The 15,762-nt window shown below is 54.6% G+C and carries 14 protein-coding genes and 1 tRNA gene; 5 read left to right on the top strand and 10 right to left on the bottom strand.

Annotated elements, in window-relative coordinates:
- Positions 1-54 precede the first annotated feature (54 nt).
- Positions 55-507: a putative ABC transporter permease gene (locus R2K26_RS03580; protein ID WP_176821289.1), complete on the top strand. Its 453-nt coding sequence runs from the start codon at positions 55-57 to the stop codon at positions 505-507.
- Here R2K26_RS03580 and R2K26_RS03575 read toward each other — a convergent pair.
- From R2K26_RS03575 to R2K26_RS03550, 6 genes are all read right to left on the bottom strand, one after another.
- A complete protein-coding gene (locus R2K26_RS03575; RefSeq protein WP_316518805.1) occupies positions 494-1,507 on the bottom strand; it encodes a sugar-transfer associated ATP-grasp domain-containing protein in 1,014 nt (337 codons plus the stop codon). The two genes, R2K26_RS03580 and R2K26_RS03575, sit on opposite strands and share 14 nt — an antisense overlap.
- A 13-nt stretch (positions 1,508-1,520) precedes the next feature.
- Positions 1,521-1,742 carry a DUF3006 domain-containing protein gene (locus tag R2K26_RS03570; RefSeq protein WP_308448194.1) on the bottom strand — a complete coding sequence of 74 codons (222 nt, stop codon included), beginning with the start codon at positions 1,740-1,742 and terminating at the stop codon, positions 1,521-1,523.
- 42 nt (positions 1,743-1,784) lie between these two features.
- Positions 1,785-2,687: a ComEC/Rec2 family competence protein gene (locus R2K26_RS03565; protein ID WP_316518804.1), complete on the bottom strand. Its 903-nt coding sequence runs from the start codon at positions 2,685-2,687 to the stop codon at positions 1,785-1,787.
- Positions 2,680-5,574, bottom strand: a complete 2,895-nt coding sequence (locus R2K26_RS03560) for a DNA translocase FtsK (RefSeq protein ID WP_316518803.1) — start codon at positions 5,572-5,574, stop codon at positions 2,680-2,682. Before R2K26_RS03560 ends, R2K26_RS03565 begins: the two co-directional genes overlap by 8 nt.
- A gap of 29 nt (positions 5,575-5,603) precedes the next feature.
- On the bottom strand, positions 5,604-6,545 hold the full coding sequence (locus R2K26_RS03555) for an undecaprenyl-diphosphate phosphatase (protein WP_316518802.1): 942 nt from the start codon (positions 6,543-6,545) through the stop codon (positions 5,604-5,606).
- A gap of 98 nt (positions 6,546-6,643) precedes the next feature.
- A complete protein-coding gene (locus tag R2K26_RS03550) occupies positions 6,644-7,411 on the bottom strand; it encodes a ClpP family protease (RefSeq protein WP_373367761.1) in 768 nt (255 codons plus the stop codon).
- Between the two features lie 326 nt (positions 7,412-7,737).
- On the opposite strand from R2K26_RS03550, the gene R2K26_RS03545 reads away from it, so the two are divergent.
- From R2K26_RS03545 to R2K26_RS03535, 3 genes are all read left to right on the top strand, one after another.
- Positions 7,738-8,958, top strand: a complete 1,221-nt coding sequence (locus R2K26_RS03545; protein ID WP_316518801.1) for an NADP-dependent isocitrate dehydrogenase — start codon at positions 7,738-7,740, stop codon at positions 8,956-8,958.
- 137 nt (positions 8,959-9,095) lie between these two features.
- Positions 9,096-9,740, top strand: a complete 645-nt coding sequence (locus tag R2K26_RS03540; RefSeq protein WP_176821283.1) for a redox-sensing transcriptional repressor Rex — start codon at positions 9,096-9,098, stop codon at positions 9,738-9,740.
- Positions 9,741-9,821: 81 nt separating this feature from the next.
- A tRNA-Leu gene (locus R2K26_RS03535) sits at positions 9,822-9,908 on the top strand.
- Between the two features lie 264 nt (positions 9,909-10,172).
- Here R2K26_RS03535 and R2K26_RS03530 read toward each other — a convergent pair.
- Complete coding sequence (locus R2K26_RS03530) at positions 10,173-11,585, bottom strand: PLP-dependent aminotransferase family protein (RefSeq protein ID WP_316518800.1); 1,413 nt, start codon at positions 11,583-11,585, stop codon at positions 10,173-10,175.
- Positions 11,586-11,684: 99 nt separating this feature from the next.
- On the opposite strand from R2K26_RS03530, the gene R2K26_RS03525 reads away from it, so the two are divergent.
- Positions 11,685-12,173: an HD domain-containing protein gene (locus R2K26_RS03525; RefSeq protein ID WP_316518799.1), complete on the top strand. Its 489-nt coding sequence runs from the start codon at positions 11,685-11,687 to the stop codon at positions 12,171-12,173.
- Between the two features lie 264 nt (positions 12,174-12,437).
- On the opposite strand, the gene araD is transcribed toward R2K26_RS03525, so the two are convergent.
- The 3 genes from araD to R2K26_RS03510 form a co-directional block, all read right to left on the bottom strand.
- Entirely contained in the window at positions 12,438-13,133 is a 696-nt protein-coding gene (araD, locus tag R2K26_RS03520; protein WP_316518797.1) for an L-ribulose-5-phosphate 4-epimerase, read from the bottom strand.
- A gap of 22 nt (positions 13,134-13,155) precedes the next feature.
- On the bottom strand, positions 13,156-14,439 hold the full coding sequence (locus R2K26_RS03515; RefSeq protein WP_316518796.1) for a glycoside hydrolase family 27 protein: 1,284 nt from the start codon (positions 14,437-14,439) through the stop codon (positions 13,156-13,158).
- A 116-nt stretch (positions 14,440-14,555) separates the two neighbouring features.
- Entirely contained in the window at positions 14,556-15,740 is a 1,185-nt protein-coding gene (locus R2K26_RS03510; RefSeq protein WP_316518795.1) for an LL-diaminopimelate aminotransferase, read from the bottom strand.
- Positions 15,741-15,762 lie beyond the last annotated feature (22 nt).

The following is a 15,762-nucleotide window of genomic DNA, read 5'->3' as shown; positions in this document are numbered from 1 at the left end:
GTTGCTTCTTTTGCAATAGGCGTACAAAAAGCGGGCATACTGAAAAGGAAAGTCATGAAAAAGGAGTCGTTTTCCATGAACCGTACCGTCCGCAAAAACAGTCTGTTGTTCCTCGCCGGCAGCGGCCTTTATCCCCTTTTGGAAGTGCTGTGGCGCGGCTACTCCCACGCCTCCATGGCACTTGCCGGCGGCGTTTGTCTGCTGCTCATCAACGCCGTATGCTGCGAAAAAATGAAAAGAAGAAGCCTTCCGGCGCGCTGCGCCATAGGCTCCCTCATCATAACCGTTGTGGAATTTTTATTCGGCCTGCTCGTAAACCGCGTGCTTCATCTGCATGTGTGGGATTACTCCGCCCTGCCGCTCAACATCATGGGCCAGATCTGTCTGCCGTTTTCGCTCATCTGGTTCGTTTTAACGATCCCCGCAAGCGCCCTGTGCAAGCTCTGCTGCCGCCTTTCTGCCTTCCCGAAAGAGACAAAATCAGCCTCGGTCATCACAGACCCTTGATATATTTTTGGAACACCGGCAAAATGCCGATCTTATCCGGTGCCTGCAACGGCATCTGCGGGAACGCATCATGACCCGGCATGTTGTTCGCTTCAATAAAGAGCGGGCCGTCTTTTGTGATCGCTACGTCCCAGCCGATGTAGCCCATCTGCGGCACCTTATGTGCCGCTTCACGGCAAATGTCCATCACCTTGTCCCAGTACGGAATCTGGTAGCCCTTGAGCAAGCACCCCGAACGCGGGTGGCGCTCATAGACGATGCGCTGCTTGTCGCACGCCGCGCACGCGATTTTGCCGGTCTCGAGGTCGATCGGCGAATACATGCCGCCGGCATTGATGTTATCCACCGGGCGGTCGCTGTTGCCCATGCGGATGCACGCGTACACCACGTTCGACACACCGTCGGAAAGCACCGTGTACACGCGGATGGTGTTGACGGATCCGGGGTTGATGCGGTTCATATCCGGGTGCTGAATGACAACCTCTTCGATCACGTCCGCGCCCTTTTTCTTTAAGTCCTCGTACATGGCGTCGAGCGTTGCGTAGTCGGCCTTTTTCAGCTTTTCCACACCCACGCCGCAGGAAGCGTCGTCCGGCTTGCAGATGATCTCGTCTTTGTCCTGCATAAAGTCCAAAAACTGCTCTTTTGTGCACTTGGAAAAATGCAGCCACTCGCGGTGCAAATATTCCGCAAACGTCGTGTAAAACTCGCTTTTATTATCAAAAATATGGTAATACGCGGGGTCGTTGAGGCTTTTTACAATGGAGTTATTGATGCCGCGCGTCACATACGTCGCACGCTGCTTGTCATTCAGGTCATAAAACGCGCATAAAAGGTAATCCTTGTAGCCCGCACCGTACTTAAAGCCGCACTTGATGATGTCAAAAAACAGCCAAATACGGTTTTTACCGCTCACCTCATGCACCGTTTTCACCGTATCGAACAGCGATTTATAATCCATGTGCAGAATGCAGTGAAAAATATATTTCAGTCTTCCCATAAGCCGCCCCTTCTTACAGCCCCATCAGCTTTTTCTGCTTCTCTAAAATGCGTGCGCGGCGGCGCTCGGTCTCCTCCACGTCGATGGAAAGCGCACCGTCATCGGTAATCTTCAGCACGTCGCCGGCCTTTGCACCCTGCGGCAGCTCGCTCGTTTCAATGGCGAAAAACGCCTTGTCCTTGTCTTCGCAGATTGCGTAAATACCGTCAAAGCGGTCGATGGTGATTTGTTTCATATCATCTGTTCCTTTCCGTAATACCTTTTATATAGCAGCGGGTTATTTCCCGTTTTCCGTGCAAATTTTCGTTTCAGCGCCGTCCGTCAAAGTCGCAATACCGCCGTTTTCGTCCGTGCGGAAAATTTCAACGCCGTGGTCGGCGAGCCATTTCAGCGTCTCGTTTCGCGGCAGCAAATTTCTGTCTTCGCCCGAGGAGATTACCGCATACTGCGGCTGCACAGCTTCAAGCAATGCATCGCTTGTCGCCGAAGCACTGCCGTGGTGCGGCACCTTCAAAACATCCGCCTGCAGCGCGTCGCCATATATATCCAGCAGCAGTCTTTCCGCTTTCTCCTCAATATCACCACAGAATAGCATGGAAAACTCCTTGTAGCAAAACTTATACACAAGCGAATTCTCATTCGTGCTCTCTAAATCTTCTGAAGGCGCGAACACCCGAAATTCCGCCTCGCCGTAAGAGACCGTCTCCCCGGCGCTTACCGTTCGCACGGTTTGATCTTCCGGCAGCCCGGTCAGCTCCGTGTACACGGAGGTGACCACCTCCTCTGCGGGCACCTCCCGCAAAATTTGCGTCAGCCCGCCCACGTGGTCGCTGTCCGCGTGCGAGATCCACACGGCGCGCAGCTTTTGAATGTTTCGCTGTTTTAAAACGCGCAGCACGGTTTTCGCCTGCTCCGCTGTCGCGCAGTCCGAAAGCACTGCGCCCTCCGGCGTTTCGATTAAGATTGCATCCGCCTTACCCACGTCGATGACATAAACCGTCAAATCGGCATCGGGCAAGCTCTGTGCAAACGGCAGCAGGCCGCATGCGCGGCGGAGCTCCGTCCACATCGCCCGTCCGGGCGGCGTGTAACAGAACGCCAAAAGAAGCAAAACAAGTACCAACGCGCCTGTGCGCACAAGCTTTCTGCCGTCCCGTGCACCGCGCTTTGTGTTACGCATCACCGGGGGTATCCTGCTTTTGCATGTTCATTTCCAGCCACTGCGCATAGGTGATGAGTACTTGGCGCGGCTTCGAGCCCTCGTGCGGACCCACAATACCCATCTGTTCCATCTCATCGATGAGACGGCCCGCGCGGGCGTAGCCGAGACGCAGTCTGCGCTGCAAAAGCGATGTGGAGGCCTGGCCCGCTTCAACAACGCACTTAATGGCTTCGTTCATCATCGGGTCACCGCTGCCCTCATCGTCATTGCTGCCGCTGTCGCTCGATTTTGAGCCCTCCACAGCGCTGCGCTCAATCTCCTGCGCAATGGAGTCGTCGTAAATAACGCTTCTCGAATTCTTCACGAAATCCACGACGGATTCGATCTCGCTGTCGCTGACAAAGCAGCCCTGAATACGCAGCGGCTTCTGCGCGCCGACCGGCGAGAACAGCATATCGCCCTGACCGAGCAGCTTTTCCGCACCGCCGCTGTCCAAAATGGTGCGGGAGTCAATGGCAGAGGACACCGCAAACGCGATACGACTCGGAATGTTCGCCTTGATGAGGCCCGTCACAACGTCCACGGACGGGCGCTGCGTTGCGACTACAAGGTGCATGCCGGCGGCACGCGCCATCTGCGCCAAGCGGCAGATCGCGTCTTCCACCTCGTTCGGCGCGGCCATCATCAGGTCGGAAAGCTCGTCGATAATGATGACGATCTGCGGCATTTTGTGCATGGGCTGTCCGTTTTCGTCCTGATAATTGTTCGCCTGCGCGAGGGCGTTGTAGCCCTTTAAGTCGCGCACGTTGTTTTCGGCAAAAATTTTGTAGCGCTTCAGCATTTCCGTAACGGCCCAGTTCAGCGCACCGGCCGCCTTTCTCGGGTCGGTGACGACCGGCACCAATAGGTGCGGAATGCCGTTATAAATGCCGAGCTCCACGACCTTCGGGTCAATCATCAAAAAGCGCACATCGTCCGGGCCGGATTTATACAGCAGGCTCACGATAAGCGAGTTGATACACACGGATTTACCGGAGCCGGTCGTACCGGCAATGAGGATATGCGGCATTTTGCTGAGGTCTGCCACCGTTACCTGACCGGCAATGTCGCGGCCAAGCGCCACGGTCAAGTGGCTTTTTGAAGTCACAAAGCTGTTCGATTCCACAAGCTCGCGCATGCGTACGATGGTCTTCACCTTGTTCGGCACCTCAATGCCGACGGCCGCCTTGCCCGGGATCGGCGCCTCAATGCGCACGCCCGTTGCGGCAAGGTTCATTGCAAGATCATCGGCGAGGTTCGTGATCTTGCTGATTTTCACACCGGCGGCAGGCTGCAATTCATAGCGCGTAACAGCCGGGCCGCGGCAAATATCGAGAATTTTGGTTTGCACACCGAAGCTTTTCAGTGTTTCCACAAGCAGCTTGCCGTTTGTCTGGAGCTCTTCGGTCTCCACGGCGGCATCTACTTTTTTGCCGGAAGCGAGCATCGTAACCGGCGGGAAGATGTATGAGCTGTCTTCCTCCTTCGGTGCAGATTGCGCAGGCTGGGTCTCCATGCGTTCTGCTTCCAGCTTCTTTTTCATGAATTCTTCCGTCGCCTTCTGCGCGTCCGCGGCGGCTTCCGCGCTGTGCGCGGGCGTCACCGGGGACGACCTCGGCGCGAGGATTGTCGGTGCGGCCGGCTGTGGCGCAGGCTGTGCATACGCGCTCTGCTGCACAGGTGCAGACTCCGGCTTTGCCGTCTGCATAACGGGCGGCATAATCACCGGCGCTTCCACCGTTTCGCGTTCCACCGGCACGTGGGTCTCCGGCGTTTCAGCGGGCTGCGGCGCGGGCCGCACTTCCGCCTGCACCGGCGGCGTATAGGTCGGCTGCACATTTTGCGCAGGCTGTGCTTCACGCTCTAAGCCGGGCACGCGGAAATCCGGCACCCGGCGGTTTTCGTCGATCAATGCGTTGATCTGTGCGGAGCTTTCGGTGTAATCGTGCAGCACTACGGGGTCGTTATCCGGCTCCGTGCGGCGCACACCGAAAAGCTGCTCCAAATACACGCGCGGCGTCTTTCCTTTGTTTTTCGATTCCATTTTACCATCCTCCGGGACAGAGCGCACCGGGTGCTGCGGCAAAACCGTTTCAAACGGCGATTCCTCCGCATTACCGCGCTCCTCTTCCAGAATGCGGCGCTCTTCCTTGCGCTGCCGCGCGACGTCGCGAATAACGACCGCCGGCTTTGCAATTTTTTTAAAAAAGCTCGCGAGCGACGTGCCCGTAAAGATGAGCACGGAGACGAACAGCAGCACGCCCGTGATGATGCGTGCGCCAAGCACTTCCGCGCACTTGACGAGCAGCTCGCCGACAAGGCCGCCGACAAGGCCGGCCCCGCCCTGCTCTACGCCATGCATATATAAGATGCCGACCAGCTTAAAAAAACTCTTTTCTTTCGGGAAAAAGCTGCCAAACACATGCCCCGCCGTGCAAAACAGCACGACAATCACGACCATGAGTGCTAAACGTCCGCCGCGCAGCATAGTGGTCTGCTCCATCGTTTTGCTGACGGCGATATACCCCATCAGCACCGCAAGCAGGATAGCCCAGCCGCCGAACACGCCGCGCAGCACGTTGTGCACCATAAGCCACACGCTGCCGCCCGGAATGAGTACAAAGCACGCCGTTAAAATGGCCGCACCGAACCAGAGGATAGCTTCTGTCTGGTTGCGCTGGCGCAGCTGCTCTACGCTGGGTGCGCTCTGTTTTGAAGACGTGCTTTTCCCTTTTGCGGAAGACGCACGCGATTTTGTATTGGACTTAGAACCCGAGCTCCGGGTGTTTTTGGCAGCCGATGACTTCGCACCGCTTTTTGCTTTGGAAGCGCTGCCCTTTGCTGTACTTTGTTTTTTACCCGCCAAAATAAACCTCCGGATTATAGATCACCGGATCAAAGCGGCATGCCGGTGAAAAGATTTGTGCCCGTGACCGCTTCGATAACGGAAACGATGAGCGTTATAACGCCGAGCACCAGCGTATAATAAGCGAAAACCTGCAATTTGTTCGTGGTGACAATCCACTTGAGCAGCTTGATGGCGAGGAAGCCGACAACAGCCGCCGTAACAACGCCTGCAATCATTGCACCGACGCCAATGTCGACCGGCTGGCCGATTGCATCTTTAATGGTGAGCACAGCTGCCGCCAAAATGGACGGGATGCCGAGCACGAAGGAATAATCGAGCGCTGCCTGCTGGTTGATGCCGCGCAGAAGACCTGCCGCCATGGTGGAGCCGGAACGGGAAAGGCCCGGAAACACCGCCGCCGCGCACTGCGTGACACCGACGCAAATGGCGTCTGCCGTGTGGAACTTTGTGCGGCCGCGAATCTCGCCGACTTTACCATCCTTACGCGTAAAGTGATGTACCTTTGCACCCTTGGAAGCACGGATGCCGAGGAACAGCAGGGCGCTTGTCATGAGGAGCGCAAGGCCCTCGATCCAAATCGTCGAATCCGAAGCCCACAGCTCCGAAATATCTTTTAACTTCATGCCCGTGCCCGGAACCGGCAGGAACAAAAGGAACAGCGGGATAAGGCCGATCATGAGCATCATCAAAAGTCGGCGGTCATGATCCATATCTTTCCATTTAAATTTGCCGCGGAATACGTCTGCAACGAGCGAAATAAACGCCTTAATGAGCCGCCAGATGAGCTTATAATAGACGGCACATACGGCGATGAGCGTGCCGAGGTGCAAAAGAATGTCAAACAGCAAGCTGTCTACCTTTACACCCATGATGTGCTGTGCAAGCGACAAGTGACCGCTGCTTGAGACGGGCAGAAACTCTGTTGCGCCCTGTACAATACCTTGAATGATTGCTTCAAAAATAGACATTATGTAATCTCCTTTTCTGCGGATAATTTGGTTTTGTTCGGTTTTATCGGTATAATTATACGATAAATAAAAAGTTATGTAAACGGCAAATGCCGTTTTTAGAGTGATTTCTTGCCTTTTCTGGGCTTTGCACGCTGCTTATTCTTCTCTGCGGCAATCATTTTGTCGAGGCAATCCATGGCATCGTGCAGGCTGCCGAGCGTATCAATAAGCCCCTCTGCCACGGCTTCATCGCCGTCCAGCACCGTCCCCACGTCCATGACGAGCTCCTGCGTATTCATGGCGAGCTGCATAAAGCGCTCATAGGAAATGCCGGAATTTGCCGTGACGAAATTCGTAATGCGGTCCTGCATGCGCTGAAAATACTCCAGCGTCTGCGGCACACCAAGCATCAGGCCGCTCATGCGCACCGGGTGAATGGTCATGGATGCCGAGGGCGCGATGAACGAGTGCTTTGCCGCCACTGCAAGCGGCACGCCGATGGAATGTCCGCCGCCGAGAACGAGTGACACCGTGGGTTTGCGCATGCCGGCGACAAGCTCTGCAATGGCAAGACCGGCCTCCACGTCGCCGCCGACCGTGTTTAAAATCATGAGCAGGCCGTCGATGTTCGGGTCCTCCTCCACGGAGACGATCTGCGGGATCACGTGCTCGTACTTCGTCGTTTTGTTCTGCGACGGTGCGACGTAATGCCCTTCAATCTGTCCGATGACGGTGAGGCACTGGATGGTGTGCTTTCGGTTTTTGGTAACAACCGCGCCGCCCTCGCGGATCTGCTTCTGGCGGTCGGAAAGGTCTTCGTTTTCTTCTTCGGCTTCGTCCGTTTCCTGCATGGAAAAAGACGAGCGTTTCTTTGTGCTTTTCATGCCGCAGCGCTCCTTTTGAATAAGATGCGCTTAGTTTTCACAGAAAATGCGGAATCATACGCGGCACAAACTTTCACGTATATCAGTATAGCACGCTTTTACGCATCCTGCAAGGGCAAAGCGCAAACATGTCCGCCGATGTCCTGTAAATACATAGTATGCACGTTTTGCAGGGTTTAACTGTATTTCCTGCAATTTCATGCAATTTATTCACAATTTACGATTGACTTTTCTTGCGAAATATCCGATAATGATAGAAACAGCGTCACATTCTCCCCCGTGACACGGAGCTTCGCGGTGCAGCCGCAGAAAGGTAAGGCTTTGAAATGTCCGATTTTACAAAGATCCCCATGAAAACGCCGCTTGTGGAAATGGACGGCGACGAGATGACCCGCGTCATCTGGAAAATGATCAAAGATATTTTGCTGACCCCCTATGTTGACCTGAAAACGGAGTATTATGACCTTGGTCTGGAGCACCGCGAGGCGACGAAAGATCAGGTTACGATTGATTCCGCCGAGGCAACGAAAAAATACGGTGTGGCTGTAAAGTGTGCAACCATTACGCCAAACGCCGCGCGTGTGAAGGAATACAACCTTACAGAAATGTGGAAATCGCCGAACGGTACCATCCGTGCCATTTTGGACGGCACGGTGTTCCGCACGCCAATCCTCTTAAAAGGCATCACACCGTACATTCCGACGTGGACAAAGCCGATTACCATTGCGCGTCACGCATACGGCGATCTGTATAAGAACGTCGAGATGCGCGTGCCGGAAAATGCAAAGGCTGAGCTTGTTGTGACAAAAGCGGACGGCACTGAGGAGCGCGTGACCATCCACGAATTCAAAACGCCGGGTGTGATTCAAGGTTTACATAATATTGATAAGAGCATTGAGAGCTTTGCACGCTCCTGCTTTAATTACGCGCTGAGCATGAAGCAGGACCTGTGGTTTGCGGCAAAAGACACGATTTCGAAGACCTACGACCACCGCTTTAAGGATATTTTCCAGGAAATTTACGACGCGGAATATAAAGAGAAGTTTGAAAAAGTCGGCATTGAATACTTCTACACGCTGATCGACGACGCCATTGCGCGCGTGATTCGCAGTGAAGGCGGCTACATTTGGGCCTGCAAAAACTACGACGGCGACGTGATGAGCGACATGATCGCGACGGCGTACGGCAGTCTTGCCATGATGACCTCCGTGCTCGTCTCCCCGGACGGCGTTTACGAGTATGAAGCCGCGCACGGCACGGTACAGCGCCACTACTACAAATATTTGAAGGGCGAAACAACCTCCACAAACTCCGTCGCAACACTGTTTGCGTGGACGGGCGCGCTGCGTAAGCGCGGCGAACTGGACGACCTGCCGGAGCTGAGCGCCTTTGCGGACAAGCTTGAAAAGGCAACCTTGCAGACGATTGAAGAGGACGGCATCATGACCGGCGACCTTGCGGCGATGTCTACCCTGCCGAATACAAAGAAAGTGGACACCGAGGGCTTCCTCCTCGCGATCCGCGATCGTTTGGAGCAACTTCTGTAACCCGACATGGATTTGAAAAGCGTGGGCGGCCACCCTCCTTTTTAGGGTCTGGCCGCCCGTTTTTCTTTTCTTATTTATAAAAAACACTTGCACAGGTCTTTATGATGTGCTAAAATTTTGTCAAACGAGGTGATGATATGCAGAAGAAACCGTATATTTCCATGCCGGTCATTCGGCGTCTGCCGCGCTACTACCGCTTTTTGCGGCACTTGGACAAGCGCGGGGTGACGCGTATTTCCTCCAAGGAGCTTTCCGAAAAAATGGGCTTCACGGCTTCGCAGGTGCGTCAGGATTTCAACTGCTTCGGCGGCTACGGCCAGCAGGGCTACGGCTACGGCGTGCACCAACTTTGCGAGGAGATTGGCTCTATTTTGGGTGTGGACCGTGCACACAAGTGCATTTTAATCGGTGCAGGCAATTTGGGCAAGGCCATTGCGACGCACATTTCTTATAATTTCGCGGGATTTGATCTCATCGGTATTTTTGACAACAGCGAACAGGTCGTGGGCCAGCAGATTGCCGACCTGCGCGTACTCCCCGCTGCAGGCATCCGCCGCTTCTGCTCGGAAAACGCGCCCTTGATGGCGATTTTGTGCGTGCCGGACAGTGCCGTGAAATCGGTCGTGGAGCTGCTTTACGACATCGGCATCAAGAGTTACTGGAATTTCAGCCACTACGATATTGCCCTGCGCTATCCGGACACGATCGTGGAAAACGTGCATCTGAACGACAGCATGATGACGCTGTGCTACCGCGTGACCGAAAACGAAAAAAGTTCTTAAAAGTCAAAAAATAGCTGTTGACAATTCAGCTGCATCATGCTATAATAATTGAGCCGTCAAACGAGACGGCAAAAAGAATATGCAGGTATGGCGGAATTGGCAGACGCGTATGGTTCAGGTCCATATGAATGCAAGTTCATGCAGGTTCAAGTCCTGTTACCTGCACCAAAAAGACCATTGTCGAATGACAATGGTCTTTTTTCAACGAAATTCGCCTTACGACGAGTAAAATAACAGCCTTCGGTTATCGTGAAATTGCTTCACAGTGAGCTGCGCTGCGCGCGTTAAGAGCGAAGTTCCTTTCACTTTCTGCATACGCGGAAAACTTCACAAACACGGCAGCACGCATTTCATATTTTGCAAAGCGAAATATATCACTAACCCCACCGCCCATAAAGACAAAATCTTATCTTTGCGGGCGGCGGGGTTTTATCATCTCTCCCCCATCACCGCAGCCGTAACGGCTTTAGCTAAGCGGTTGACGGCTTCGGTGATGCGGGCGTCGGGAATTTCGGAGTAGCTGATGACGAATGCGGTCTGCGGGTTTACGGGCGCTGTATGGTAATACGCCGAAAGCCCGGTGACGCGCACGCCGTTTTCCGCCGCGCGGCGGGTGATCTCCTCGGCGGGCACAGGTCCGCAGACACGCAGAAGAAAATGCAGGCCGGCGTCTTCGGCATCGATTTTTGCAAGCTTTAATAAACCGCAGCGCTTCATCTCTTTTAAGATGAGGTCTTTTTTTTGCTTATAACGGATGCGCATGCGGTTGATGTGCTTTTCAAAATAGCCCTCGGAAATGAATTTTGCGAGCGTGTACTGCTCGAGGTTCGAGACCGTGCACGCGTAGAACCCAAGATTTTTGTAAAATGCTTCGGCGAGCGCTGTGGGCAGCACCATGTAGCTGATGCGGATGGTGCTGGCAAGGCTTTTTGAAAACGTATTCATGTAAATGACGCGGTCGGCGGAATCGATGCTTTGCAGCGCCGGGATAGGCTTGCCGGTGAGGCGGAACTCGGAATCGTAATCGTCCTCGATGATGTAACGGTTTTCGCTCTGCGCGGCCCAATCGAGAAGCGTGTAACGCCGTGCGATGGGCGTGACGATGCCCGTCGGGAAGTGGTGCGACGGCGAAATGTGCAGAATATCCGCGCCGCTTTTTTCGAGCGCTTTGGGGTCTATCCCCTCTTTATCCATCGGCGTGAAACGGTACTGCACGCCATAGCTCTCGTACACCTGCGCAATTTTGCGATAGCCGGGATCTTCGAGCGCGTAGACCTTATCGAACCCCAAAAGCTGGATGAGAAGCCCGTAGAGGTACTCCGTTCCGGCGCCGACGACGATGCAGTTCGGGTCGGCATCGATGCCGCGAAACTCCCTAAGGTGCTCGGCGATGGCGCACCTTAGCTCGAACACGCCGCCGCACGGGGCATTTACCATAAGCTCGGCGCTTTTCTCCGAGATGATCTCGCGCATAAGCTTCGCCCATGTGGCAAACGGGAAATTCTGCGGGTCGGTGCGGCTGCTGGAAAAATCCGCAAAATATTTCGGCGGTACGGGCATTTGTGTGCGGGGACTCTCTTTTTTCTGCGGCGCGGTGCTTTTTTCCAGATTGGCGGCGAAGAAGCCTTTTTTCGGTAAGGCGTAGACGTACCCCTCCGAGACAAGCTGCGCATAGGCGTTTTCGACTGTGATGACGCTGACGCCGAGGTTTTCCGCAAAGCTGCGCTTAGAGGGCAATTTTGTGCCGGGCGTGATCTTGCCCGTCAGAATGTCCTCACGGATGCACTTATACAGGTACATATAAAGGCTTTCGGAGCCGATTTTTGAGAAAGAATAGGTGAGCATGTAGGTTCTCCGTGATCTGTCGCGTTTTAACTTAGTATAGCGAACTCTTGCGCAAATGTCAAAGCCATGGTATGATGACCTTGAAACGGAGGGAATTGCATGCCGAACGAAGCGAAGCTTTTATATGACGCGCTCCTGTATGAGAACGGGCACCTGCGCCGCACACAGCACATTTTAAAGGTATACGGCCTTGCGAAAATGCTGGGCGAGCTTGAAAACTTACCGCCCCACGAGCAGGAAAATCTGCGTGCAGCAGCGATTTTGCACGATATCGCGATCAGATTTTGCAAGGAAAAGTACGGTAACGGCTGCCCCGCGAATCAGCGCAAGGAGGCACCTGCGTTGGTGCGAAAATTTCTGACGGCCTGCGGTTATAAGGAGGAAGATTTTCCGCGCATTACCGAGATGGTCGTTCTGCACCACTGCTACGACAAAATTGACGGCAAGGATCTGCATCTTCTCGTTGAAGCCGACCTCATTGCGGGCTGCACGGAAGAAGATGATCCTTCTGCCCACGCGAAAGCCGTGCGGCGACTGTTTAAATCCGCTTCGGGTCTCGCCCTGCTCGACACGTTTATAAAAGAATAACGAATATTATTTGACCCGCCGAGATGTATATTCCCCGTCGGGTCTTGCTTTATGGTTCGTTCGGTGCGGCGCACGGCGACCAGTTTAGTTCTGCGTTTGCCACGCGGCAATAGCGTGTAGTTTGTGCATAGCCGCCGTCTCCTGCGCAGTCACTGCCGTCTTTGTTTACAGCCGAGACCCAATAGCTTTCGCCGTCAAAGTACCATTCGCGCAGTGTGAGGTCTTCGTTTTGCAGCGGGACTGTGCCCTTTTCCCAGCCGTTTTTTATTTCCCTTGCCCATAGTACGCGTTTGCGCCGTGCTTGCGCAGGTAGTGCTTATCAAGAAGCTCCTGCTGCATAGGAGGAATCGTGGGGTCAAGCACGAGGTTGTGCCATGTCATGAACGCGAGTTCCTCGAGGACGACAGCATTATGCACAGCGTTCATGGGATCTGTACCCCATGTGAACGGGCCATGGCTGTGGACGAGCACGGCGGGAATGTCGTCCGGGGACTTATCCTTAAACGTCTCGATGATGACGGTGCCGGTCTCCTTTTCATAAGCGCCGCCGATCTCCTCGGGCGTCATTTTGCGCGTGCAGGGAATTTCGCCGTAGAAATAATCGCCGTGCGTGGTGCCGAGCGCCGGGATGCCGCGGCCGGACTGGCTGAACACGGTCGCCCAGCGGCTATGCGTGTGGACAACGCCGCCGATGTTCGGGAACGCCTTGTAGAGCTCGACATGTGTGGGCGTATCGGACGACGGATTGAGGTCGCCCTCCACCTTTTTGCCGGTGTTCACATCGACGAGCACCATGTCCTCGGGGCGCAGGAGGTCGTACTCCACGCCGCTCGGCTTAATGGCCATGATGCCGCTTTCGCGGTCGATGCCGCTGACGTTACCCCACGTGAACGTGATGAGCTTGTATTTCGGCAGCAGCATATTTGCCTTGTAGACTTCTTCTTTCAGTGTTTCCAGCATGATGTTCTCCTCCTGTATCCGGTCAAATGAGTTTATAAAGCTTTGCGCCGTGCGGCTCTATTTTAGCGGAAAGCGTTTTTGTGAATGCGGTCTTCTCCCCACTCCAGATCTCCTCGGCGTGCGTTTTATCGGTGAATTCCGACAGCTCGGCGCTGACAACGGCGCGGTTTTCCGTGAGGTTGAAAAGCGCGATATACGGCGTGCTGCCTACGAAATTGAGCCACGCGGCTTTTGTTTCGTCGCGGAAAAGCTGCAAAGGCGTGGTGCCGTTTTGGTTGAGGTTTAAAAGCTCGTCATTTGTGAGCAGGCTCAGCGTGAACGCGTCATTATCGCGCATTTCGCCGCCCATGATGAGCGGCGAGCGGAAAATGCCCCACAGCGTCATCATGGTGATCTGCTCGGCGTGTGTCAGGTTCGTATTGTGCCCTATGCCGTCCGCCGCGATGGTGATATGCCCGAGCGGCAGCATATCGCAGTCCGGAAACTGACCGGGCTTTACGTGCGCCTGCCAGCGCTCGCACCGCCAGAACATTTCTTTGAGGGAGTCCCAATTATCCCAGAAATCGTCCGTGATGCGCCACATGTTCGCGTTTTTCGCAAGATGCCATGCTTCTTCCAGCACAACCGGACCGGGCGAAAGGCTGAGCACCATATCGCGCCCGCAGCGGTCAATGGCGCGGCGGATCATCTCGATCTCGCGGCGCGCGGAATACGGCTCGAGCGGAGTGATCTTCACGTTGCAGATGTCATCGACCTTGACGTAATCGACGCCCCATGAAGCGTAGAGCTCAAAGATAGCGTCGTAGTACGCTTGTGCGCCGTCACAATCAGCGTCAACGCCGTACATATCGGTGTTCCACGCGCAGATGGAGTTTGCGTGAGCGATGTCGCGGCAAGTGACGTTCGTGCCCTTTACAGGCAGGGCGCGATGCACGGCGAGACGCGGTACGCCGCGCATGATGTGGATGCCGAATTTCAGACCGAGTGCGTGAATCTGGTCGGCGATGGGCTTAAAGCCCGCGCCGTTTGCGGCGGAAGGGAAACGGTTTTCCGCCGGGATGAGGCGACCGAATCCGTCCATGCACAGCTCTGCGAAACGGTTATACTCCCAGTGGCGCTGCCCGGCCTCCGGCTCGTACCACTGAATGTCGCACACGACATACTGCCAACCGTGCGCTTTTAAGTGCTCTGCCATATAACGCGCATTGCCCAAAAGCTGCACTTCATTGACGGCGGGGCCGTAGCAATCCCAGCTGTTCCAACCAAGCGGCGGCTTTAAAGCGACGCGATCTTTTTTGTAATGCATAGTGTATCCTCCGTAGGAAATAAGCTCAGTTTCATTATAGCAACTTGTCTGCACAAGTCAAGAGTAAAAAAAGAGACGGCGCAGGTTTTGCACAGTCCCCTTTGACTTCGTTTGAATTACTTTTTAAGCAGCTTTTTGAGGCGCTCCATGGCTTCCTGTGTCTTTTCCAGCGTACCGAATGCGGTAAGGCGGAAGAAGCCCTCGCCGTTTTTGCCGAAGCCGCTGCCCGGCGTGCCGACGACCTCGGCTTCGTTTAAGAGATAATCGAAGAACTCCCAGGAGGTCATGCCGTCCGGCACCTTATGCCAGATGTACGGGGAATTTTCGCCGCCGGTGAACCACACGCCCATCTCCTTGAACGCATCGACCATGACCTTGGCGTTCGCACGGTAGTAGTTGATGACGCCCTTCACCTGCTGCTGGCCTTCGTCCGTGAAGACGGCCTCGGCGGCGCGCTGGGTGATGTAGTTGACGCCGTTGAACTTTGTGGCCTGACGGCGCGCCCACAACGTATTGACCTTGGTGCCGTCCGAAACAAGCTCATCGCAGATAACGGTATAGCCGCAACGCACACCGGTGAAGCCTGCGGTCTTCGAGAACGAGCAGAACTCGATGGCGCACTTTTTCGCGCCCTCAATCTCGAAAATGCTGTGCGGGAGATCATCATGCGTGATAAACGACTCATATGCGGCATCAAACAGGATGACAGCGTTGTTTTTGAGCGCGTAATCGACCCACGCTTTGAGCTGTGCTCTGTTATACACGGCGCCGGTGGGGTTATTCGGCGAGCAGAGATAGATAATGTCGGCCTTGACGTTTTCATCCGGCATACCGAGGAAGCCGTTCTGCTCGTTTGCGTCGAGGTAGATCACCTTTCTGCCGGACATGACGTTCGTATCGACATACACGGGATAGACCGGGTCCGGGATGAGAACGGTGTTATCGTCCGCGAAGATATCGACGATATTGCCGACGTCGCTCTTTGCGCCATCGCCGACGAAAATTTCGCTGCGCTTTAACGCCACGCCGCGCTTTGCATAGTAGCCCTGAATGGCTTCACGCAGGAAATCGTAACCCTGATCCGGCGAATAGCCGTGGAATGTCTCCTTGTGCGCCATTTCATCCGTTGCTTTGTGCATGGCTTCGATGACGGCCGGAACGAGCGGCTGAGTGACATCGCCGATGCCCATGCGGATGATGTGGTTATCCGGATGCGCCTCCGTATAGGCGGCGACTTTCTTTGCGATGGTCAGAAACAAATAGCTTTCCTGAAGGTTTGCGTAGTTTTGGTTGAGTTTCATGCCGGTTTCTTCCCTTCTTCTT

Source organism: Neglectibacter sp. CSJ-5 (assembly GCF_032490475.1).
GTDB lineage: Bacteria > Bacillota > Clostridia > Oscillospirales > Acutalibacteraceae > Hominenteromicrobium > Hominenteromicrobium mulieris.
The sequence above is the reverse complement of the archived record's forward strand: the minus strand, read 5'-3'. Positions and strand labels throughout refer to the sequence as shown.

Bases quoted from the DNA above. Each gene is read 5' to 3' on its own strand.
- R2K26_RS03580 (WP_176821289.1), top strand. From the start codon at position 55: ATGAAAAAGGAGTCGTTTTCCATGAACCGTACCGTCCGCAAAAACAGT.
- R2K26_RS03575 (WP_316518805.1), bottom strand. From the start codon at position 1,507: ATGGGAAGACTGAAATATATTTTTCACTGCATTCTGCACATGGATTAT.
- R2K26_RS03570 (WP_308448194.1), bottom strand. From the start codon at position 1,742: ATGAAACAAATCACCATCGACCGCTTTGACGGTATTTACGCAATCTGC.
- R2K26_RS03565 (WP_316518804.1), bottom strand. From the start codon at position 2,687: ATGCGTAACACAAAGCGCGGTGCACGGGACGGCAGAAAGCTTGTGCGC.
- R2K26_RS03555 (WP_316518802.1), bottom strand. From the start codon at position 6,545: ATGTCTATTTTTGAAGCAATCATTCAAGGTATTGTACAGGGCGCAACA.
- R2K26_RS03550 (WP_373367761.1), bottom strand. From the start codon at position 7,411: ATGAAAAGCACAAAGAAACGCTCGTCTTTTTCCATGCAGGAAACGGAC.
- R2K26_RS03545 (WP_316518801.1), top strand. From the start codon at position 7,738: ATGTCCGATTTTACAAAGATCCCCATGAAAACGCCGCTTGTGGAAATG.
- R2K26_RS03540 (WP_176821283.1), top strand. From the start codon at position 9,096: ATGCAGAAGAAACCGTATATTTCCATGCCGGTCATTCGGCGTCTGCCG.
- R2K26_RS03530 (WP_316518800.1), bottom strand. From the start codon at position 11,585: ATGCTCACCTATTCTTTCTCAAAAATCGGCTCCGAAAGCCTTTATATG.
- R2K26_RS03525 (WP_316518799.1), top strand. From the start codon at position 11,685: ATGCCGAACGAAGCGAAGCTTTTATATGACGCGCTCCTGTATGAGAAC.
- araD (WP_316518797.1), bottom strand. From the start codon at position 13,133: ATGCTGGAAACACTGAAAGAAGAAGTCTACAAGGCAAATATGCTGCTG.
- R2K26_RS03515 (WP_316518796.1), bottom strand. From the start codon at position 14,439: ATGCATTACAAAAAAGATCGCGTCGCTTTAAAGCCGCCGCTTGGTTGG.
- R2K26_RS03510 (WP_316518795.1), bottom strand. From the start codon at position 15,740: ATGAAACTCAACCAAAACTACGCAAACCTTCAGGAAAGCTATTTGTTT.